20 protein-coding genes are annotated in these 21,514 nt (G+C 43.9%); 13 read left to right on the top strand and 7 right to left on the bottom strand.

Features of this window, described 5'->3' with window-relative positions:
• Window positions 1–47 precede the first annotated feature (47 nt).
• The 3 genes from AC5JL3_RS24560 (at window position 48) to AC5JL3_RS24550 (ending at window position 1,005) form a co-directional block, all read left to right on the top strand.
• Window positions 48–284, top strand: a complete 237-nt coding sequence (locus AC5JL3_RS24560; protein WP_496076966.1) for a hypothetical protein — start codon at window positions 48–50, stop codon at window positions 282–284.
• The gene (locus tag AC5JL3_RS24555) at window positions 263–562 is read left to right on the top strand and encodes an SPOR domain-containing protein (protein WP_496076965.1); all 300 of its coding nucleotides are present in this window, start codon (window positions 263–265) and stop codon (window positions 560–562) included. The genes AC5JL3_RS24560 and AC5JL3_RS24555 overlap by 22 nt, the downstream gene beginning before the upstream one ends.
• A 116-nt stretch (window positions 563–678) precedes the next feature.
• Complete coding sequence (locus AC5JL3_RS24550) at window positions 679–1,005, top strand: serine hydrolase (RefSeq protein WP_496076964.1); 327 nt, start codon at window positions 679–681, stop codon at window positions 1,003–1,005.
• 83 nt (window positions 1,006–1,088) lie between these two features.
• Here the strand turns inward: AC5JL3_RS24550 and AC5JL3_RS24545 are convergent, their stop codons facing one another.
• Window positions 1,089–1,730, bottom strand: a complete 642-nt coding sequence (locus tag AC5JL3_RS24545) for a hypothetical protein (protein ID WP_192217446.1) — start codon at window positions 1,728–1,730, stop codon at window positions 1,089–1,091.
• A 293-nt stretch (window positions 1,731–2,023) separates the two neighbouring features.
• Between AC5JL3_RS24545 and AC5JL3_RS24540 the strand changes: the two genes are divergently transcribed.
• Window positions 2,024–2,461, top strand: a complete 438-nt coding sequence (locus tag AC5JL3_RS24540) for a hypothetical protein (RefSeq protein ID WP_496076963.1) — start codon at window positions 2,024–2,026, stop codon at window positions 2,459–2,461.
• A gap of 89 nt (window positions 2,462–2,550) precedes the next feature.
• Here the strand turns inward: AC5JL3_RS24540 and AC5JL3_RS24535 are convergent, their stop codons facing one another.
• The 3 genes from AC5JL3_RS24535 to upp all read right to left on the bottom strand — a co-directional run bounded on the left by AC5JL3_RS24535 (window position 2,551) and on the right by upp (window position 4,137).
• The gene (locus AC5JL3_RS24535) at window positions 2,551–2,811 is read right to left on the bottom strand and encodes a YggT family protein (protein WP_192217444.1); all 261 of its coding nucleotides are present in this window, start codon (window positions 2,809–2,811) and stop codon (window positions 2,551–2,553) included.
• Between the two features lie 144 nt (window positions 2,812–2,955).
• The gene (locus tag AC5JL3_RS24530) at window positions 2,956–3,291 is read right to left on the bottom strand and encodes a ssl2009 family thylakoid membrane protein (RefSeq protein WP_496076962.1); all 336 of its coding nucleotides are present in this window, start codon (window positions 3,289–3,291) and stop codon (window positions 2,956–2,958) included.
• Window positions 3,292–3,486: 195 nt separating this feature from the next.
• A complete protein-coding gene (upp, locus tag AC5JL3_RS24525; protein ID WP_496076961.1) occupies window positions 3,487–4,137 on the bottom strand; it encodes a uracil phosphoribosyltransferase in 651 nt (216 codons plus the stop codon).
• Window positions 4,138–4,448: 311 nt separating this feature from the next.
• On the opposite strand from upp, the gene crtH reads away from it, so the two are divergent.
• Window positions 4,449–5,999, top strand: coding sequence for a carotenoid isomerase (crtH, locus tag AC5JL3_RS24520; protein WP_496076960.1), 1,551 nt, complete (start codon window positions 4,449–4,451; stop codon window positions 5,997–5,999).
• A gap of 111 nt (window positions 6,000–6,110) precedes the next feature.
• Here the strand turns inward: crtH and AC5JL3_RS24515 are convergent, their stop codons facing one another.
• Entirely contained in the window at window positions 6,111–6,929 is an 819-nt protein-coding gene (locus tag AC5JL3_RS24515; protein WP_496076959.1) for a hypothetical protein, read from the bottom strand.
• Between the two features lie 378 nt (window positions 6,930–7,307).
• Window positions 7,308–8,267 carry a glycosyltransferase gene (locus tag AC5JL3_RS24510; protein ID WP_496076958.1) on the bottom strand — a complete coding sequence of 320 codons (960 nt, stop codon included), beginning with the start codon at window positions 8,265–8,267 and terminating at the stop codon, window positions 7,308–7,310.
• A 122-nt stretch (window positions 8,268–8,389) separates the two neighbouring features.
• Between AC5JL3_RS24510 and AC5JL3_RS24505 the strand changes: the two genes are divergently transcribed.
• The 4 genes from AC5JL3_RS24505 to AC5JL3_RS24490 all read left to right on the top strand — a co-directional run bounded on the left by AC5JL3_RS24505 (window position 8,390) and on the right by AC5JL3_RS24490 (window position 13,821).
• Window positions 8,390–9,625, top strand: coding sequence for a glycosyltransferase family 4 protein (locus tag AC5JL3_RS24505; protein WP_496076957.1), 1,236 nt, complete (start codon window positions 8,390–8,392; stop codon window positions 9,623–9,625).
• 351 nt (window positions 9,626–9,976) lie between these two features.
• A complete protein-coding gene (locus tag AC5JL3_RS24500; protein WP_496076956.1) occupies window positions 9,977–11,194 on the top strand; it encodes a glycosyltransferase family 4 protein in 1,218 nt (405 codons plus the stop codon).
• A 373-nt stretch (window positions 11,195–11,567) separates the two neighbouring features.
• The gene (gene rnc / locus AC5JL3_RS24495; protein WP_496076955.1) at window positions 11,568–12,728 is read left to right on the top strand and encodes a ribonuclease III; all 1,161 of its coding nucleotides are present in this window, start codon (window positions 11,568–11,570) and stop codon (window positions 12,726–12,728) included.
• Window positions 12,729–13,248: 520 nt separating this feature from the next.
• Entirely contained in the window at window positions 13,249–13,821 is a 573-nt protein-coding gene (locus AC5JL3_RS24490) for a pentapeptide repeat-containing protein (RefSeq protein ID WP_496076954.1), read from the top strand.
• A 111-nt stretch (window positions 13,822–13,932) separates the two neighbouring features.
• On the opposite strand, the gene AC5JL3_RS24485 is transcribed toward AC5JL3_RS24490, so the two are convergent.
• A complete protein-coding gene (locus tag AC5JL3_RS24485) occupies window positions 13,933–14,934 on the bottom strand; it encodes a tetratricopeptide repeat protein (protein ID WP_496076953.1) in 1,002 nt (333 codons plus the stop codon).
• Window positions 14,935–15,142: 208 nt separating this feature from the next.
• Between AC5JL3_RS24485 and AC5JL3_RS24480 the strand changes: the two genes are divergently transcribed.
• The 4 genes from AC5JL3_RS24480 to AC5JL3_RS24465 all read left to right on the top strand — a co-directional run bounded on the left by AC5JL3_RS24480 (window position 15,143) and on the right by AC5JL3_RS24465 (window position 21,394).
• Complete coding sequence (locus AC5JL3_RS24480; protein ID WP_496076952.1) at window positions 15,143–16,357, top strand: DUF790 family protein; 1,215 nt, start codon at window positions 15,143–15,145, stop codon at window positions 16,355–16,357.
• A 111-nt stretch (window positions 16,358–16,468) separates the two neighbouring features.
• Entirely contained in the window at window positions 16,469–17,545 is a 1,077-nt protein-coding gene (locus AC5JL3_RS24475) for a sulfonate ABC transporter substrate-binding protein (protein ID WP_496076951.1), read from the top strand.
• Window positions 17,524–21,006: a PAS domain S-box protein gene (locus AC5JL3_RS24470; RefSeq protein ID WP_496076950.1), complete on the top strand. Its 3,483-nt coding sequence runs from the start codon at window positions 17,524–17,526 to the stop codon at window positions 21,004–21,006. The genes AC5JL3_RS24475 and AC5JL3_RS24470 overlap by 22 nt, the downstream gene beginning before the upstream one ends.
• Complete coding sequence (locus AC5JL3_RS24465; RefSeq protein WP_192221046.1) at window positions 20,999–21,394, top strand: response regulator; 396 nt, start codon at window positions 20,999–21,001, stop codon at window positions 21,392–21,394. Before AC5JL3_RS24470 ends, AC5JL3_RS24465 begins: the two co-directional genes overlap by 8 nt.
• Window positions 21,395–21,514 lie beyond the last annotated feature (120 nt).

Raw genomic sequence — 21,514 nt, 5'->3', positions numbered from 1 at the left:
GCCTTCGGTTCCACTAAATCATCCGCTTGTGACACTCAAAGGGCGGAATGTGGGTATTAGGGCTATACCAGCAAATTTTGCAACGGGGAGAAATTGTCGCTGATAACAGTCTTGAGCAGTTGAAATTGCAGCTATCTGGGTTAGTTGTCAAGCGCAATGGCTTTTTAAAGGTTTATAACCGCATTTATGAGGCAGTTTTTAATCAGAATTGGGTCAAACAAGAATTAGCGTTGTTGCGTCCGTATGGAGAAGCGATCGCTGCTTGGTTAACCTACAAGGCTTAGAACAAAGTTTGCAGCGGCAGATTGAAGCTAAGAAAATTGCAGGTCCCGACACTCAGAAACTTTTGCAGAAGTATCGCAACTACGTGGTGGTTGTCCCTGTTCAAAGCCCCTATACTCTGCTAGAAGTGCGCCAGTATGTGAAGACGGCTTATTTGGCTGACTCGGAGTCAGGTGCCTACATTGACGCGGGTTCGTTTTCTGACCAATCCAGTGCTGAAAAGAGGGCTGAGGAATTGCGATCGCATGGCATAAAAGTACACGTCGTTGATTTCCAATAAGGCTTAATCTAGAGCATTTTTTGAACAAGTTAATAGATAAACAGCAGCACTAGCCCTGAAACTGAGCTTAAAACTGACGTTGACTCCTGAATTAATTCATCAAAAATAGAATCTATGTGCTCGTCAAACTGCAATCGCGTCAACTATTATCCGAGGATTCAACAGCTCTATTGCTCCAGATTATGACCGACTCTCCAACCGGACAGCAACGGCTCAAAGCTGGTTTACCGCCGGGTTGGTCGATCGCTCATAAGACTGGCACTGGAGCGGATGTGCTAGGAATCGGCATCGCTGCCAATAATGTTGGTCTGATTAGTTCCCCAACCGGAAAGCGTATTGCGATTGCAGTATTCATTGCCGGTTCAAAAGCGCCTTTAGAGATGCGGGAAAAAGTAATGGCTGAAATTGCCTCGATGGTGGTCAAGGAATCTAATAATGAGTAATATCGACAAACCCTGAATAGGCAGGTTCCACGATTAATTAAACCTTTCTCGTTTTGAGTTTGAGCGACGCTAACTAACAACTTTCAATCGCTTACATAGCGCCAGTTGTAACGATTCCACTCACAAATCCCTTGGATTTCGTACTCGGTACCGTTGTCGAAACGGATGATACCGTTGTGGTAGGAGTCGCTACTATCTGATCCCTGAGAAAGCCTAACCACAGTGCAAGGAAACCACTCGCGGCTACAAGGTCCATTTTCTTGTACCCATTCCCAAAGGGCATTCGAGACTTCAATGCGATCGCCTACTTTCAACTTTAAGCCATCCGATGAGGTTGCGGCTTCAAAGTACTGTGCTAAATGTACTGGCTTAACACGGTTGAGCCATTGAGGGCCATATTCATCACGGATGAATTGTACAGTTCCAGAGTTGCGATCGTGCAGCCAGTCATTTAGTAATTTAATTTTCCAAGGACGGTCGAGTTTTTCCTGTTCCTTCACAAACTGCAACAATGCCTGACGCTGTTCGGGCATCAGTTCGTCTAAAGGATTTGCTCCCTCACCTTCCTGGTTACCATTCGCCAATGATTTCAGTGATTCACGAGTCACTGATTCAGTAAAAACTTGCAGTAAGATTTGCTTCTGCTGGTCAGTGAGAGGGCATAGTAACGCTTCACACTGAATAAAGGCTATTTGTAAGACGGCTTCTATCTCGTCTGGGTTCATGACACATCAAGTCAGCAGACTGGATTACCACTTTTGGCAGCAAGCAGGATCATTAACGAATTATATTCCCCATTCGTTGTCAATATTCAACTGTATGGTGGAGAACGGGGTGATGAGGGGATGGGGTGATGGCGTGAAAAACTCCAAAGTTCATGTGTATTGCCTCCCTATCTCGCTACATCCCTATTTCTGTGCGTACCCAACATCCCATTCCCTAGCAAGGATGTTTACCTATGAATTCGCGGTAAGCTGAGGGTTGGAGTTATTGGTAATGTTAATTACTGGTGGGGTTTATGCGATTTCGAGGCGGCTTGGCTACTATCGCGGTTTCCTGTCTCTTTTGGCTGGTGAGTTGGGTCTTTGCCCCAGCCGCCTTAGCGTTAATTCAGATTCAACTATCAGACCTTTCTTACCATGAATGCCCACCAGAGTTGGCAGAAGGAACAGTATCATCGGGAGGTTCCAGCAGCGCCGCTAATTGCTTCCTCGTAACTGGGAAAGCCGAGAATAATTCTGGGAAAATGGTCGTCAATGCTGACATTTTTGGTCGCATCTACGATGCAAACAACAATTCAATTATGGAGAACCGCACTCGCCTGGGTTCGATTGATGTGGTGCCACCAGGCGTTAGCGATTTTGAGCTAAGGATTACTGTCCCAGCTAATCAATCAACGCCTCTGAAACTTGAGCAATTTAAAGCGTCAGGTTTTACAGGCAAGGTACGCCGATAAAGCGGGGTAAGTCGCTTAAATCGGCTTTTGGCTTCTTAGGGGTTTAGAGTAACTCAAATGTCCACTAGCTTCAGGATTGTGGTGAAGCTCTAGATGTTGCTGAATAGTCCAGCGACGACTTGCAGAACTAAAATTGCCAAGATTGGAGACAAATCTAGACCTCCTATCGGCGGAATGAAGGAACGAAAAACATTGAGGTAGGGATCAGTGATTGGACTTAGGAAAGAAGCGATCTGATTCATCCAGCTGACCGTGGGAAACCAAGTCAACAGAATCCGGACGAAAATTAGAAGCAGATAGATTTGGAGAAAGTTGGCGAGACTGTTGGTCAGCAGTTCTGTGGCACTCATGGATTGAAACGCTTCCTTGCTAGTTTTTGTGACTGGTTAAGCCCTAGATGCCAGTTTAACGGATATCATCACGTTCCGGCTTACCCACTACGCCACATTTATAAGATTGGATAAGGGCAAGGGGGTGATAGTAAATTTCGCTATTTACGGATCGAGCGATCGCTCTAAGTCTATCTCTTGAGCGTTGCCATTTACCGTACCGAGTTGTTGACGAACATCGTCAATTGCCATATTCAGTTGGGCGATTTTATCTTCCAAACTGCGACGAGCAACTTCAATGCTGTCTTCTGCTTTTAGCTGGCGTTTTCTCTTTTTGAGAGGCTTTGCTTCTGAGCGGGTGGAGTTCAGCAAAGATGGCTCATTCTCATCACTGTCGTTATCTCGTTGACCAGCAACCAACGCGCCAATTAAGCCGCCTACCATGCCGCCTACTATTGCTCCAGCCAGAAATCCGCTTGTAAAACCCTCGCGCTGACTCATCGTTTTCTCGTACCCTTGATTGTTTAAAAAGCAACTTTCCTCAAGATTAACGGTTGGTTGACCCTACTGCCACCCAGAAGGGAAGGAGGGAGATAGGGGAGATGAGGAAGATAGAGGAGATGGGGGCGTTGATGGAGTAATTTCTGCCCTACCTTCCCCGCCTTTCTCACCTTGGTGAACCAATCGCGATTCGTGTCACGTTCCAAAACTGCGATCGCCTGCATCACCCAACCCAGGTACAATATATCCCTTGCTGTTCAGCCCCTCGTCAATCATCGCTGTGTAGACGGTCAAATTTGGATAATTTGCGCCGAGCTTTTGCAAAGCGGGAGGGGCTGCAACTACACTAATAATTCGCGTTAATGCCGGATTGACACCACGCTGAGTCAGTTCTGCTATTGCCATCATGATTGACCCTCCTGTTGCCAGCATCGGGTCAGTAATGATTACTCGCGTCTGGGGATTCAACTGCTCTGGTAATTTATTCAAATAACAACTTACTTCCAACGTTTCCTCATTCCGTACTAACCCAAGATGATAAATAGACGCTAAAGGCAGCAAGGACTGTGCGCCGTCTAATAAGGCTAGTCCCGCTCGTAGAATTGGCACAACCACTAGCGGTATATCTGGATTCACCATCGTAGCGGAGCAAGGAGCGAGGGGAGTCTGCACCATGATTTCCTCGGTGGGTAACCAGTCACGAATCGCTTCGTAGGTTAACCAGCGTCCCAATTCTTTCATTGCACTCTTGAAGATTGGTGGTGGCGTTGAGGCATCACGGGCGACACCTAGCCAGTGCTGAATCAGTGGATGTGGTGGGACATGGACACGCAGTTGGAGGGACATAAGAGGCTCATACCTTGAGGATGACGGCTGGGAAGTCCTGAACCATAATAGCTGAGTTCGATACAAGCCTCCAAGGTTGTGCTGCGATCGCCTACTTATTGCAAATCTTTTTTATTAGTATTGACATAGATTTTCAACAAGGATATATTAATTTTCAGTGTTCTCCTCTCATTAAGGATCGGCAGGTGGGACTGGTAAGCCAAGGCATTCTAGTTCCCACTTTCTTTTTTTAAGGAGCATCAATAGCGCTTGGTTGAGCAAGAAACGCTACACTCAAATTCATTAAGTACTTCTTTTAAAACGACTGATTCATGCTTGCTGCATCCCAACCTCAATCATTTAGCGATCACTTAAATCCCCTTGATGAGACATTAGTATTTGATGTTATTGTTATTGGTTCTGGCATTGGGGGGCTGGTAACAGCAACTCAACTGGCAGCAAAGGGCGCAAACGTCCTAGTCCTAGAGCGTTACCTAATTCCTGGTGGTAGTGCAGGATACTTTGAACGCGAAGGCTATCGATTTGATGTTGGCGCATCAATGATTTTTGGATTTGGCACTCAAGGAACGACGAATCTGCTCACAAAGGCACTTGAAGCTGTGAATGTCAGCGTGGAAACAGTGCGAGATCCAGTGCAGATTCACTATCATCTCCCATCCGGTTTAGAGCTGAAAGTTCACCAAGATTATGAGAAGTTCTTGCAAGAACTGACAGCCTACTTTCCTCACGAACGGGAGGGAATTCGCAAATTTTACGACGAATGCTGGAAGGTGTTTAACTGCCTGAATGCAATGGAGTTACTGTCTTTGGAAGAACCCCGCTACCTGACGCGGGTATTTTTCCAGCATCCCTTCGCTTGTCTAGGTTTAGTAAAGTACCTACCTCAAAATGCAGGTGATATTGCTCGCAAGTATATCAGTGACCCCCAACTCCTACAGTTTATTGATATGGAATGCTACTGCTGGTCAGTAGTACCTGCTGATAAGACACCGATGATTAATGCTGGGATGGTGTTTTCTGACCGACATTACGGCGGAATTAACTATCCTAAAGGTGGAGTTGGGCAAATTGCCCAAAAGTTGGTGGAGGGACTGGAGAAAGCTGGGGGACAGATTCGCTACAAAGCCAGAGTAACAAAGATTTTGACAGAAAAGGGAAAAGCCGTAGCTGTGCAACTAGCAGATGGCAAAGTCTATCGGGCAAAGCGGATTGTTTCTAATGCTACTCGCTGGGATACGTTCGAGAAGTTGCTGCCACCTGAGGAGATGCCAATATCTGAGAAGAAGTGGCGTAAGCGTTACCAGAAGTCACCGAGTTTCTTGAGTTTGCACTTAGGAGTTAAGGCAGATGTCTTGCCAGCAGGTACAGAGTGTCATCATATTTTGCTGGAAGATTGGCAGAAGATGGAGGAAGCGGAGGGAACAATTTTTGTCTCAATCCCAACGCTGCTTGACCCAGACTTAGCGCCAGAGGGTTATCATATTGTTCATACATTTACGCCGAGTTGGATTGACGATTGGCAGGATTTGTCTGCTAGTGACTATGAGCAGAAGAAGGAAGAATCTGCATGGCGGATTATTGACCGACTAGAGAAGATTTTTCCCGGCTTAGATGCCGGGTTAGACTTCATGGAAGTGGGGACTGCCCGTAGTCATCGGCGGTTTTTAGGACGTGAGGATGGTACCTATGGCCCAATTCCGCAGCGTAAGTTGATGGGGTTGTTGGGGATGCCATTTAATAGAACCGCTGTACCAGGATTGTACTGTGTTGGTGATAGTACGTTTCCAGGGCAGGGGTTAAATGCAGTAGCCTTTTCCGGGTTTGCTTGTGCCCATCGGGTAGGAGTAGATTTGGGGTTGTAGGTAACTGAGTGGAAGGCGATCGCATTTTCATCATGACTAAGATATCGCTTTCATCGCCGTGTACGGCTACTCAACCAAAATTGTAAGCGTACTCTAACAACTCCAGCCGATTCACTTCAAAGTGATAAAAAACAGCGGGGCACATCTTTCTAGGGGAATTCCTGCATCAATTTGCTCTGCGCTGAATGCACAGGCACTAGTTGCTGGTAAGGAAATCAGTTCTATTTTGTCAAGTCGTTGTAAACGCTGGAGTGTCTTGTCTAACTCTTCCCTTGATAAAATTAGTTCTAACCTCTCACGTAGATGAAAAATTGGCAGACGGTTATTTGTTGCGAGTTGTGTATCTAATTCACGAATTGTCAGTAAAATCTTATCATCACTAACTGGTTGCGTTGTCATAGATACGGGTGGCGAAACTTCATAGAAAGATTCCCGTAAAAACTGGAGGTAATTACTCATCAAATCCAGGCTGACAACTAAATTTTTGTCTTTAGAAGTGTACTCATATTGCAGATACTCCTTACCTCGCTCTGTCAGCCAGACTTCTTTAATCTTTTTGTGCTTTGGCTTTACCTGAATTAAATTCCGATTCGCTAAGCTTTGAATAACTGTCTGTTGCTCCTCAACAGGAATGTCAGTTTCTTGGGGTGTCATCGCACCTTTGGCACAGGCCTTCAGTATTTTGAGTTCCTGCTCCGTCAAAGGTAAGTCATCTGAGTCTTGCTTCAGTAAAAACTTACCGGGAGCAGCAATCTTAAATTTAGTAATTTCGTAGGTAAAAATGAGAAAACCGCGATCGCCCAAGTTGCGGCAAATTTCCTCTTGCTCAGGAATTGAGATTTTAGACTCAGGCTTAATTTCAACCAGAGGTGCCTTGTATCCTTCAAATTCCAACAACTTTAAGATAAACTTTAACTCAAGAATTTCCATATCCTCACCTTCACCCAAAGAGGCAGCAATAATTTAAATTAATCTGGCAATTTAATCTTTTAAAATCGTTCCAATGATATTTGACCTGACATCTTCCCTCTTATCTGTCAGGTAATAAATTCACTTCTCCTAGCCCAAGCCCTACTACATAGAATCGAATATAGTTTCAGTTTCTCTAGCAGTCTTCTCTAGGAGTTAAGAGATTGAGTTTTTTAGGGACTCGATTTCAAAAGTCACAGATTTGTGACAGAATATAACCTTAATCAATTTGTATGTAAATAACTTCTAATTATTTATAGATATCTATTCCTTCCAAAAGAGGGATGCTTTTTCCTGTAAATCTACTCTTAGCTCAAGAAAGCTCTTAAAGTTGTTTAATCATTCCTTCTTTGTAAACTTCAGTTTAACTAATTTACCTATCGTTCTTGGCACTCCATACAACTTACTAAAGAAAAGATTCCAAAAATAACCATATTGAGGGAAATACTTTGCTAATAGTACATCAGAGATAACGTGAAATCTCGGAGGTTTTAGAGAAGGATTTTTATCAATGTATCTAACTTGTTCGGGTTTCGGCATCCAGTGCCCGATGATTAGATCTTTTTGATAAAACTTCGCTTGAATAAATAACCCTAATAATCGATCAAACCCTGTTGAAGGTATCCAGGTAATAGCTCCCATTACTTTAGTCGCTTGGGAAAGCTCAGGAAGTGCTTGCTGGACTAGTTCAGTTCTCCAAATAATATTGTTAAAGTTTTCAAAATGATACCCTTGATTATCTCTTCTTTCTAGAAAAGGGAAAATGAGATAGCGGCTATCAAAGTGTTTATCTAAAGGAGCAATCGGAACTTCTAATAATCCCTTATAGTTTCCCTGTTGGTAAGGATAAGGGTTTTCCGGTGTCTTTTGGTCTACCTCTAGTTGATTGACATCGGGTATAGTATCCCAATGCCTTTTGATTCGTGCTTCATCAGAGATGTCTATAACCGCTTTTTGCAACCGGAGTATCCAACTCTCAGGAAATCTCTTAAAGTATTCTTGCGTCAAGTTGCAGACTTCAGGATGGACAAAATCATCATCATCTAGTGCTAGAACATAATCACCCTCGGCATTGAGTAATCCGACAAACCTTTGCATCATCTCGCCTTTGTAGGGACTGGTTAAAACTTTTATTCTCGAATCCTTAATTACTTTAGCTCTGACATGAGGAGGATAAACTAAAATAAATTGGACATTACCTTGAATCTTTAACAGATTATCTAACCAATAATCACTAAAGTTTCCTAAGGTAGGAGTAACAATAGATAGAGTTATTTTCTTATGATTGTTGGAATTCATAAAGTTGCATTTTGTTAAAATAATTTCTTGAATTTGGTAATACCCTTTACTTATTTTAAGTTCTCTTTGAGCCAGACGAACCCTCTCAATTTCAATAATTAAAGTATTTCCTAGGAATCTTTATGAATATTTTGATGCTCTCATCTACCTTCCCCTATCCACCCAGTCGAGGAGGAACAGAGATCAGAACCTTTAACTTGCTCAAATATTTGCAACAGCGTCATGAGGTTACGCTAATTACTCAACGTCATGCAGGAATCTCAGATGCTGAAGTGGAAGAACTGCAAAATTGGGTAAGTCAGTTGATTATTTTTCCGCTACCGCCAGAACCTGATCGCAAAGCTGGGATTGCTGGGATGTTGAGTAAGGTAGGGCGCTTTGCCAACTCAGTGATTAAGGCAACGCCACCGAATGTACTCTATCGCTATTCACTGGCGGTTCAGGCGTGGGTAGATGCTTGTGTGAAAGCGGGGAAGTGTGATGTCATTACTTGCGAACATAGCGTTAATGAAATCTATGTTCGTCCTGAATTCCGTACCTCAGTGCGAACTGTCGTGGATGTCCATAGTTCGATCTATGGCTGGATTCGCAACCATCTGGAAATGGGGGCTTCCCAGAATGCATTACGCGATCGCCTTTATCTTTCTCTATTATTAGCTCGCTACGAGAAGCGCTACACTGCCAAGTTCTCCAACATTGTTGTCACCACCGAGGATGATCAACAGCAGTTTCTTCAACTCTGTCCAGATAGCCAGATTCAGGTAGTTTCCAATGGCGTGGATCTAAACCTATTTCCCTATCGTTCAGTTGATCCAGGAGGACGGGGGTTAATCTTCGTGGGCGCTATGGATGCTATCCATAACATTGAAGCGGCCCAATTCTTTGCGCTGGAGGTGTTACCAGTGTTGCAGCAGCGCTATCCTGATGCCACCTTCAGGATTGTTGGTGCCCAACCCACTCCAAAGATTTTAAAGCTAGGGGAACGTCCCGGCGTTATCGTCACGGGTGCTGTCCCTTCAATCGTGGAATACCTACATCAAGCCACTGTATGCGTCGTACCACTACGAACAGGTTACGGGATTAAAAATAAAACACTGGAGGCAATGGCAGCAGGGACACCTGTGGTAGGAAGCGATCGCGGTTTGGAAGGATTGGCGGTTGATGGTGCTGATGTTCCCTTGAGGGCATTGCGGGCAAACCAAGTGCAGGAGTATGTCGAGGCAATTACCCGGTTGTTTGAAAATGCTCGGTTGAGAGAGGAACTGTCTCAAAATGCGCGATCGCTAATTGAACAGAAATACACTTGGGAACGTGCGGGTGAGCTTTATGAACAAGTACTTTTAGGGCGTTTGGATTAGGATCGTAGTAACTCAATCGTTTAGGTAAAGGGGAAAGGAAGCTTTCACAGCGTTTCATCGTCCTGCCAAAAGATGCTGTAAAAAGTCAGGATTGATAACACTTGGCAATCTACAGCGATGTTTTATTTAAGACTTGGCATGAAATATCCTGAAAAACTTGCAAACGATTGATTTATGATTTAAATCCTTTTGCTTGGTAATATATATAGCACCAAAAAAGTTAAAAAATATTAACTAAAATATTATTTGAGCTTAAATGCAAATACTAGAACAATCAGGAAGTACGATGACCTAGACGAGAAATTCTCCCTCAATAAGTTTATTGCAGTATCTTGAAAAACTTAACAGTCTATGAAGATTCTTATGCTTTCTTCTACGTTTCCTTATCCACCAACACGAGGCGGAACTCAGGTAAGGACGTTCAATTTACTGAAATATTTGAGTGGGAGTCATGCGATTACCTTAGTGACTCAGCGCTCAGAAGAAGTCATAGATGCGGAAGTGGAAGAACTGCAAAAATGGGTAGATGAATTGGTGATTTTTCCTCAACCACAGGTATCAGAGGGGGAGAAAAGCTTATTAGGGAAAATGCAGCGCTTCACTACGTTTTTACAACAGGGAACGCCTCTAAGTGTACTGGATCGCTACTCCACAGAGATGCAGGAATGGATAGATGAGGCAGTAAAACTTTCAACTTTTGAAGTGATTACCTGCGAACATAGTGCTAATGAAATCTACGTGCGACCAGAATGGCAGCAACAACTACGAACAGTTGTGAACATTCATAGTTCTGTATATGGAACGCGCCGTGTTCAGTTGGAAACAGGAGCCTCAGAAAATCAACTTAAAGACCAATTGAATTTGCCATTGTTGGCTCGTTATGAGGAGCGATATTGTTCTAAATTTGCGGCAATTGCTGTTACAACACCGGAAGATCGGCGTCAGATTGCAACGTTCAACCCAGAGGCAGAAATTGCGGTGATTCCGAATGGTGTTGATTTTGCACTGTTTCCAAAGCGCCTCTCTGACCCTGGAGGACACCACTTAATGTATATCGGGGCAATGGATAACCAACTCAATATTGATGCCGTGCGATTTTTTAGCTTAGAGGTGTTCCCAGAAATTTTGCGACGATATCCAGAGGCAACACTAGAACTGGTAGGGAAAAAGCCAGTGCCAGAGGTTTTGGAATTGGAGGAATGCCCAGGTATTACTGTAACGGGACAGGTGCCGTCGATGGTGGATTATCTGCACAAGGCAACTGTTTGTGTCGTGCCAGTCCGGACTGGTGTTGGGATTAAAAACAAAACACTGGAAGCACTAGCGGCAGGGGTACCTGTGGTAGGAAGCGATCGCGGTTTGGAAGGACTAGCAGTTGATGGTGCGGATGTTCCTTTAAGAGCATTACGGGCGAATGAACCAACAGAGTATGTGTATGCGATTAGTCGGTTATTTGAAGACCGCCAACTACGAAAGCAACTCTCAGAAAATGGGCGATCGTTAATTGAGGCAAAATACACTTGGGAACGCGCTGGTAAGCTATATGAACAGGTGCTAACAGGACGTTGAGACAACTTTCTTTGATGTCAAAGGATATCGGTAAACAGTCGCGTAAGCTTTTGTATTTTGTCTATGAAGCTTTCTTAAATTCTTGACGAAAGCAGAATTGATTGTTAGGTTCGTAAGAGATACCTGAAACATCCGCATTTGATATAAAACGTGGGTTGCTGTCTCAACTTCAGAATTATTTATCTAAAACAAGGTAATTCTGTGGTTAAGACATTGACCGACACAAAAGCACAGTTTCTTGTGTGCTTGGTATAAATTAATTTTGCTTTAAGGAACTTTTTCTTTGAGAGTCCTTGGAGCAACAACCTGCTGATTCTAGATGCGTGATTTACTAATGCTGTTGAGGTAAAAATACATATCTAAATGCAGAAGTATGAAACTCATAAAAGACCAAAGAAACGATTTGAAAAATATCGTTTCCCTTTATTGGGATTGTCAAAACGTTAAAATAACGCCAGAGCGAGCGGAGTTTTTACTGGATTTTGCCAATGAGCAAGGACACCTGGTTCGCCAAAAGGCTTACTCAAATTGGCAGCGTGAAAACCGAACTTATGCAAAACTTTTAAGCAGCATTGGTTTTCAACGAATTAATGTTTCCTCCACTGCCAAAAATAGTGTAGACAACAAGTTGATAGTTGATTGTATTGAAGAGGTATATAGCATTGAGGCGGCTGATACTTTTATTATTGCATCAGGAGATGGAGACTTTACTAGCTTAGGTCATGTCCTGAAAAACAGAGGAAAAAAGGTAATAATCTTTGCTCAGCAAGGTGGAGTAAGTCAAAGTCTACTTGATATTGCAGATGAATCTCACATCATTGAAAGATTAGATGAAGTTCCAAAGCTCCCACCTTTCCGAAATCCTTCTTACTTAGAGCAAGCACTCAATCACAGTTCATATATTAATGAAAATCCCAGCGCAGGTGAAGACAACGAGCGATTAGAGTTTCTTGGTGATGCTGTACTGAATTTCCTTAGCGGTGCGTTCCTCTATAACTTTAGTCCAGAACTAAAGATGAACGAAGCTCAACTGACTCGTCTGCGATCTATGTTGGTGGATGAAAAGCAATTGGCAAAGTTTGCAAAAGAACTGAATTTGGGTAGACGAATACGATTAGGTAATGGTGCAATAAAAGAAGGAGGACGCAAAAATGTATCGTTGCTCAGTGATATATTTGAAGCCGTTGTCGGTGCATACTTTCTTGATTCAGGTATTGAAGCAGTTCGTACTTTGGTTGAACCTTTATTTAATTCTGTAGTAAAAGATATCGTTACTCCTCAGTCTGATATTAGCTCTGATATTCTTGACCCTAAAAGTCGATTTCAACAATTAGTGCTGGCAAATCTTGACCCAACACCGCCTAAATATATAACCGACCGATCTGGTGGGACGGACAATGCCCCAGAGTTCACCTCCAAGGTGTTTGTGGGTGAGAAAGAGTGGGGAGAAGGCAAGGGTCGCAGCAAAAAAGATGCTGAAAAGGCGGCGGCTGAAGCGGCGTTAGTTAATGCGAAGAAACGAGGGCTAGTGTAGAGATATAGATTTAAGGTTTCTACAAGAACTAATAAGTAGTAGTAGAGTGGGCACTACCCACCCTACAGGTAGAGGTTCTGCGTAAGTCCTGTTCTTGAAGAGATGATGCATAACAAAACTACACCCTGCACTTAAACAGACAGCATAATAAACTTCTGTTAAACGTTAGCGCTAAACAATTATCGTTGCTATAGAATTTTGGTACAGTTGGCTACAAACCACTAGCTGCTACCACTGGTTAGCACTAAGCAGCCCTTAGCTTTCTGACCTAGGTTAAAAACGCTTAATACTACTTACTGACCACTATTCAGTAGCTATCTAGTCATAGCCGTCTCAACCGCTCACTTATTGCAAGTTGGGCGGAAAATTTAACTTCATTTTAGATACGGTGTGAGATTTGTTCAGCTTGTTGATATTGCGGCTGAGGTGAGTGCATTGCTAAAGACAGTAATGAAACCTGAAGCAAGAACTCTCCAAATCAAGGCCGCTTGGATTAAGAAGATTTAGGAAAACAAGGATTATGAAAACGCAAGACCTTTTGAACCATTACGCCGCGAGAGAGTGGGATTTTCGGGAGGTGAATTTGGCTGAAGCTGTCCTCAGTGGCGTTAACCTGAGTCGGGCTGATTTGAGTCGAGCTGATTTGAGTCGGGCTGATTTGAGCCACGCTGAATTGAGTGGCACGTCTCTCCATCAAGCTAACCTGACGAATGCTGACTTAAGTGGGGCTGATTTGACTGGAGCAAATTTAACCGAAGTCAATTTAATTGGTGCCGATTTGAGTGGGGCAAACTTGAGCGGTGCTGACTTAAGTAAGGCTGATTTACGTTGCGCCAACCTTCATCATGCTAATCTCAGTGATGCGAACCTAACGGACGCTGAACTTAGTGGGGCAGATTTGAGTGGGGCTTCCTTGAGGAATGCAACTGTCAAGGGCGCAACCTTAATTGGTGCTGATTTAATTGGTGCTGATTTAACTGGGTCAGATGTGATTGAGACAGAGGTGAATCGGGAAGCAACGTCGAGTGGTGTATCCCACAAGTGGGTGACGTGGAACGGCAGTTGCCCAACAAACGGCAGTTGTCCAACATAGGCAGGGCTGACGCACTACCACCACATATAGTAGGGGCGCACAGCTAGGCGCCCCTACTATATGTGGCTGGGGTTTTGTGATTTAGAAATTATTCATAGTTTTCTCAAGGTTTCAGCTACCAAAAACCAACGCTTTGAACTCCTCAGTGTCCCGGATACTGTCAAAGTCTGAATCAGTTTTGGCTAGCGCTTGATATTCAACGGGATTAAGCTCAATCACTTGTTTTAGGGAAGCGATCGCTAACTTTACATCACCCAGCAACGCATAGCAGCACGCTTGGTTGTACAACGCATATTCATCCTCTGGCTCAGGTTCTAGCGCTTTGTTGTAGCCAATAACGGCTTCCTGATAACAGCCCAACTGCCGCAGCAACTCACTGCGCTTGTACCAACTCCAGAAATCTGACGGTTTGATTTCTAACGCTTTGTCGTAACTTGCGATCGCTTCTTCAAGGTGCCCCCAGTGGCGTAAAGCATCGCCCCGACGATACCAACTCCAAAAATCTGATGGTTCGTTCTCCAGTGCTTGGTCGTAGCTGTTAACCGCTTCCTGGTATTGTCCTATCTGCCGCAGAGCATCACCCAATCGGTACCAACTCCAGTAGTCATCAGAGCGTACTTCTAACGCTTTCTTAAAACTTGCGATCGCTTCTTCAAACCAATCCAAGTCTTCCAACGCTACACGCCCTCGGTTGTACCATGCCCAGTAATCTCGTGGTCGTGCTTCCAAGGCTTTATCATAGCTAGCAACTGCATCCTCATAGCGTTCAAGGTGACGCAATATGCTCCCTCGCTCACACCAAGCCCAGTAATCAGTAGGCTTTTCTTCTAGGGCTTTGTCATAGCTAGCCAACGCTTCTTCATAACGTCCTAAGGCATCTAGAACATCAGCCCGCCAGTACCAAGCCCAATAATCATACGGCTTGTATTCCAAAGCTTTGTCGTAGCTGAAGAGCGCATCTTCGTAGTGCCTGCTATCACGCAACGCATTGCCCTGCTGATACCAATCCTGGTAGCTATCGGGTCTGCACTCCAGAATTTTGTAGACCGTGTAGGATAAAGGTCGCTGCCTAGGCATCACTCTACTCATCTTCAACTCTCTTGTTCGTGACATCGGTTTGGCAAAACCAGCTACTGAATCTCAAGCAAATAGCTTTCAGCGATTAGCTCTCAGCTAGGAGTTGAATGAGTTTAACCCCCACAATCATAGGAGCCTCAAACCCGCTAATAGCTGACCGCTCTCTAATGAAGAGTAGCATTGCTTTGAGGGCATTAACAGCATGGCTTGTAAGTGTCTCGACTATCAAGTATCAAGTTAATCAATGTTACCGACTGAACTACTCATTAATCGACAAAATGGTGAAGAAATCATTCCGAAACGGTTGCCGATTAACCCAGAAAGCTGTGCGATCGCGAATGAATTAATTATCGGGTTTCAGGAAGCCGTTGGCGGTACCCAAGGGGAACTCGATCGCAAGTTGTCAGAGTTGGAAGGCGACAGCCCCGACTACCGCCTCAAACGAGGGCTTGCCCATCTTCTCAAAACCAGCTTCTGCACGTTTGAAATTGTCAGCCCCCTGGAACCTCCTTTACTGCGGCAGAGAGTCTTTGCCCTTGCTGCCCAATCCGTTCCCAGCCCTCAGGCAACCGAGGCAACCCTCGAACACTTGAGCCTTGCCCTTAGTAAAGAGTTAAACCGTGAAATTGTACCCCAGCAAATTCGGACTGGACTCTACGCAGATTTACAAGAAAATCGCATTCTCACCCAATTTGATGACCCTGCACCAGAGGCACTGCTGCACCGCTACAACTTGTCTCAAGTGCAGGGAATCTTCTACCGCGCTAGTCAGATGACGCTGAATGCTCACCGGAATGTCCCTGGCGAGTATAAGCTCTTATTTCGCTATTTGAAGTTGTTTCAACTGATGACCTACATTGAAGGTGACGCTGACCATGGCTTCACAATTACCATTGATGGCCCAACCAGTTTATTTAAGCCGAGTACCCGCTACGGTTTAGCGATCGCAAAATTACTTCCAGCCTTGCTGCACGTTACAAAATGGAGTCTCAAGGCTACCTTACAAAGTCGCGATCCTTACACAGGTGCTAGGAGAACTGGGCGTTTTAGTCTCAATGACAAATGTGGCTTAGTCACTCACTATCCTCCTGGTAAGCCCTATGACAGTATGTTAGAAGCTGCCTTTGCTAACCGTTGGAACTCCTTGAAAACAGAGTGGGTGCTAGAGCGAGAAGTTGACCTTGTCCCCATCCCTGGTAGTGTGATGATTCCTGACTTTCGCCTTGTTCATCCCGATGGGCGTGATTACTTACTGGAAATTGTTGGCTACTGGCGACCAGAGTACTTACAGAAAAAATTTGCTCAGGTGCGTCGTTCGGAGTGCGATAACTTGATTTTGGCGATTTCTGAGCGACTAAATTTAGAAAAAGCGGGTATCAAAATGGCAAATGTACCCGCCAAGATTATCTGGTTTAAGGATAAACTTTCTCCAAAAGCCGTGCTGGAAGTTTTGGACTGAGTTTTTGTGAGTTTCTGTGAGTTTCTTATAACACCGTTAAATTAAGGAAAAAGAGCATATAGCAGTTAGCGGTCAGCTATCAGCTATCAGCATTAAGAATAAATCGATCCTGTGTCAACCAAATCTCTATACGACTTAGCTGTTAAAGCTCCTGAAAAACTTGTCCGCCTGAAGTTGACTAGAATTAGACAACATTGGGCGTTTATTATCTCATTGCTGTTTGTTGTTGGCTTGTGCTTGAGCTTAGTTTTAGGAAGCTGTACCTCAAAGCGATCGCTTTACTCTACCGCCAAAGCAGACAACTCACCGTCAACCCCCACCAAAATCGTTCGCATTGCTCACCAGCCTCATGGAACAATGCTCTACCTCAAAGTTAGTGGCAGTTTGGAAAAACGTTTATCACCAATGGGTTTTTCCGTCGATTGGAACGAATTTTCCGCAGGTCGGTCGATCTTAGCGGCAATGGGAGAAGGAAAAATTGATATGGGTTCTGCGGGAGTTGTACCGCCGATTTTTGCACAAGCGAGTGGTGTGCCTTTTGTCTATATTGCTAACGAACCAGCAGTACCTGAAAGCATTGGTATTTTAGTTCGCAAAGATTCGCCGATTCGGACGCTAGCTGACCTCAAAGGTAGGACAATAACAGCAACCAAGGCATCCGCAGGTCAGTATCTTTTAGTTCAGGCATTGATTAAAGGGGGTTTGACGCTAGAGGATGTGAAATTTGTCGATCTGCCACCATCTGAAGGGCGGACAGCGTTCGAGCAGGGGAAGGTCGAGGCTTGGGTGGGTTGGAGTCCCTTTTTAATCGAGTTGCAGGAAAGTATGCCCGTTCGTCTCCTGACGAATGCTGAGGGACTGATGAATGACACAAACTTTCATTTAGCGACGCACTCCTTTGCCAACGACCATGGTGACATTGTCAAAATTGTGATGGAAGAAGCGCGAGAGGTCGGTATTTGGGCAATGAATCATTCTAACGAAGCGGCTGAACTTCTAAGGGCAAGCACAGGATTGAAAGCTTCAACAGCGTTAAGGGTAACTAAAAGTCGCCAGTATGAAGCGCTACCGATTCAAGATCGAGCAATTGAGGAACAACAACGGATTGCAGAAACCTTCTTTCGCTTAGGACTACTGCCAAAGCGAATTTGGGTTGAAGATGCTGTATGGAAACAGGAATTGAGTTAATTGATAAAAGTGAAACTGCAATGTCCCGCCATCAAATCTTTTCGATCGCCAACCAACTGCGCTACGGTCTGGTTTCAATTGTTGTCTCTACCGTTCTGATCACAGGCAGTACGTTAACTTATCTTAGCTTTCGGGAACAGGCAGAACAGACAAGGTTGCTTCAGCAAGAGCGATCGCAAGGAGCAGCCAACAAAATTAGTGCTTATTTAGATAACTTACAACGTCAGCTCAACTACCTTTCAGAGTTGCGCGGCTTAACAGATTTTACGCCTGAAACTCAACGCAGCCTTCTCGAAGGATTAGTGAATAGTAATAGTGCTTATGAGATTGTTGGCATTCTTAACAACGAGGGTCAAGTTGTACAAGCAATGTCGCCCTACGAGCCGATATCGCCGTCCAGATTGTATTTTGCTCAAGCCTATGTTGATTCGCCTCTGTTTTTAACGACATTTAGCAGCGGTAGAAATTATGTCAGTCCAGTAGAAATTGACACCAAGATTGGTCTTCCTGTCGCTACTTTAGCCGTACCCATACGCAATAATAATAATCAGATTAATGGAGTTTTGTTCGCAAAAATTAATCTCAATTTTCTCACACAGATTGCCACACGAACTCAAGTTGGCAAAACTGGCTATAGCTACGTTCTCGACAAACGCTTAGCCCTTATTGCTGGGGGATTGGGGACAGTAGAACGTCAAAACTCTAAACAACAAACAAACGTTGAAACGCGGCAAGACCTCAAAAACAGACCATTTGTTCAAGAGTTAGCCAAACTATCACTATCTCCAGGAATTCAACCCGTTATTGTCTATAAAGGATTGAACGGTGAAGACGTTGTCGGCACAGCTACCCTAGTTCGTAGGGTGCAGTGGCTAGTTGTGGTAGAACTTCCGACAGATGAAGTCTATGCTCCGGTTCGCTGGATGATTTTAGTAATGGGTGGTGCTACTTTAGGGGGTACAGCCCTAGCTGTTGGTTTGGGGATTGCTTTTTCTAAGTCGATTACTGTTCCCTTAAAAAGCCTTACCGATGCTGCCTCTAGAATTAGTAACGGGCAGTTCGACTCTCAAGTGAATATTGCTGCCTCTAATGAATTAGGAAATCTCGCTAAGTCATTCAACAGTATGGCAAAGCAACTACAAACATTCTTTGCTGAAATGAATGCTTTGAATGAAGAATTATCGAAGAGTCAGCGCCGACTAACCCAGTTTATAGAAGCGATGCCAGTGGGTGTATTTGTAGCGGAGGCTAACGGCAAGCCCTACTACACGAATCAAGTAGGGCAACAGATTCTCGGTAAAGGAATTGTTGAGTCAGCGACAGCAGAAAATTTGCAAGAAGCTTATCAAGCTTATCTAGCAGGAAGCGAACAACTATACCCCCAAGAGCGCAATCCGATTGTTAGTGCTTTAAATGGGAAAAGCGTGAGGGTGGATGATATGGAAATCCGCCGTTCAGACAAAATTATTCCCCTAGAAAGTTTTGGAACACCGATCTATGACGAATTGGGCAACATTACTTATGCGATCGCAACTTTTACGGACATCACCAAACGCAAACAAGCTGAGAAAGTATTAGCCCAGTACAATCAAACACTACAACAAAAAGTAGAAGAACGCACCCAGGAATTAGAGCAGGAAATCGTGGAACACAGGCGGACAGAAGTAGCACTCTTGCAAAGTGAAGCACAAAATCGTGCCATCCTCTCTGCCATACCGGATTTGATGTTCCGAGTTAGTGCAGAGGGTATTTATTTAGGCTACGTTACTACCGCAGACTTCACAGACTTGTTACCGTCAGACTTTGATCCAATTGGCAAGCACATCTCAGAATTTTTGCCTCCAGAAGTCCATTCCCGTCACCTCCAACACCTGCAACAAGCACTCGATACAGGCAACAGCCAAATTTATGAACAGCAAATTTGGATTGAGGGCAAGTTGCAACACGAAGAAGTTCGGGTAGTCGTCAGTGGAGAGAACGAAGTGTTGTTCATGATTCGGGATATAAGCGATCGCAAACAGCTAGAAGAGGATTTATCGCAAGCTAACCGTTTCCTAGATAGCATTGTCGCCAACATTCCCTTGGCACTCTTTGTCAAAGATGTTCAGAATGACTGGCGTTATATCCTTTGGAATCAAGCTGCTGAAAAACTCTATGGTGTTTCGCAAGCGGAAGCGATTGGACGCAATAGCTATGATTTTGTTGATGCTGAACAAGCTAACCACTTCTTATCTGAAGACTTAAAAATTCTCGAACAAGGTACATTAACGATCATTGAAGAAGAGAAAATTGAGCACAAAGTTCGAGGTAGCCTCTGGCAGCGATTTATCAAAGTGCCCGTATATAACCAGCAAAGACAGGCAACCCATCTATTATGTATTGGCGAAGATATAACGGTTCGCAAACAAGCAGAAATTGCCTTACGTCAAAAAAATGAGGAACTTCTGATTACTCTGCAACAACTTCAAACGACTCAAGAAGAACTAATCCAATCTGAAAAAATGGCAGCCTTGGGTCAACTCATTGCTGGCATTGCTCACGAGATTAATACACCACTAGGGGCGATTCGTTCATCGGCGGGAAATATTTTCAAGTTCTTGGAGCAAATTCTAGAACAGTTGCCCGTACTTTTTCAATCTTTCTCAATAGAGCAAAGAGATGATTTCTTTGCTTTAGTACAACGTTCGCTGCAACAAGAAGTCACCTTCTCTACCAAACAAGAGCGTCAATTTAAGAAAGCTTTAATTCGCCAATTGGAAGCTGAGAACATCGACAACGCTGCTACGATTGCTGATATCTTAGTTACGATGGGGATTTATAGCGGAATTGAGGTCTTTCTCCCTCTTTTAAGAACATCAGATAGCTTACACATCCTCGAAATTGCTTATAAACTTTCCGGTTTGCAAAGAAGTGCGACAACGATTAATATCGCCACAGACCGTGCCTCAAAAGTTGTCTTTGCCTTAAAAACTTACGCCCGTTATGACTCATCTGGAAAAATGAGTCTCGCCTATCTAACTGAGGGAATCGAGACGGTCTTGACCCTCTACAACAACCAACTCAAACAAGGGGTTGAGGTAATTAAGAACTATGGTGAGTTACCACTCGTGCTATGTTATCCCGATGAGCTGAATCAGGTATGGACAAATCTGATTCATAATGCATTGCAAGCGATGAACAACCGAGGCACTTTGACGATTGATGTCAGCCAACAAGACCAGCAAGCTCAGATTACCATTACCGATAGTGGCAAGGGAATACCACAAGAGATTCAAGGGAGAATCTTTGAGCCATTCTTTACAACCAAGCCTCCAGGAGAAGGTAGTGGTTTAGGACTTGATATTGTCAGAAAGATCATCATCAAGCATTCCGGTGAGATTACGGTAGAAAGTGAACCCGGACGCACGACATTTAAAGTTTTACTACCAATTCAGCCCAACCAGGAGACACAAGATGTCTAAACCAGTTATTCTATGTGTTGACGATGAAAAAGTCATATTAGATAGTCTCAAGACACAACTTCAATTAGCTTTTGGCAATGCCTACCTCTATGAAGTTGCTGAAGATGCTAATGATGCCCTAGAGGTTATTAATGAACTGAATGAGGAGTCAATCAGCATTATTCTAATTGTCTCTGATTGGTTAATGCCCGGAATGAAGGGAGATGAGTTTCTGATTCGCGTCCATCAGCAATTTCCAGCAATTATTAAAGTGATGCTGACGGGTCAAGCGGATGAGTCAGCCATTGAGCGGGTAAAACAGCAGGCAAATCTTCATTGCTGTTTATTTAAACCTTGGTCTGAAGAAGAATTAGTAGAAACTATCAAATCTGGATTGTCAAAACTATAAACAACAAGACACCTAAAGAATAAAGAGTTAAACTTAATCTTTTACCTTTATCCTTGATAGCTAGTGTATCTGCAACTAGAAAATAGTGTATGACAGATAGTACTTTAGTATTACCACGAC

It is taken from the genome of Symplocastrum torsivum (assembly GCF_059505465.1).
The sequence above is the reverse complement of the archived record's forward strand: the minus strand, read 5'-3'. Positions and strand labels throughout refer to the sequence as shown.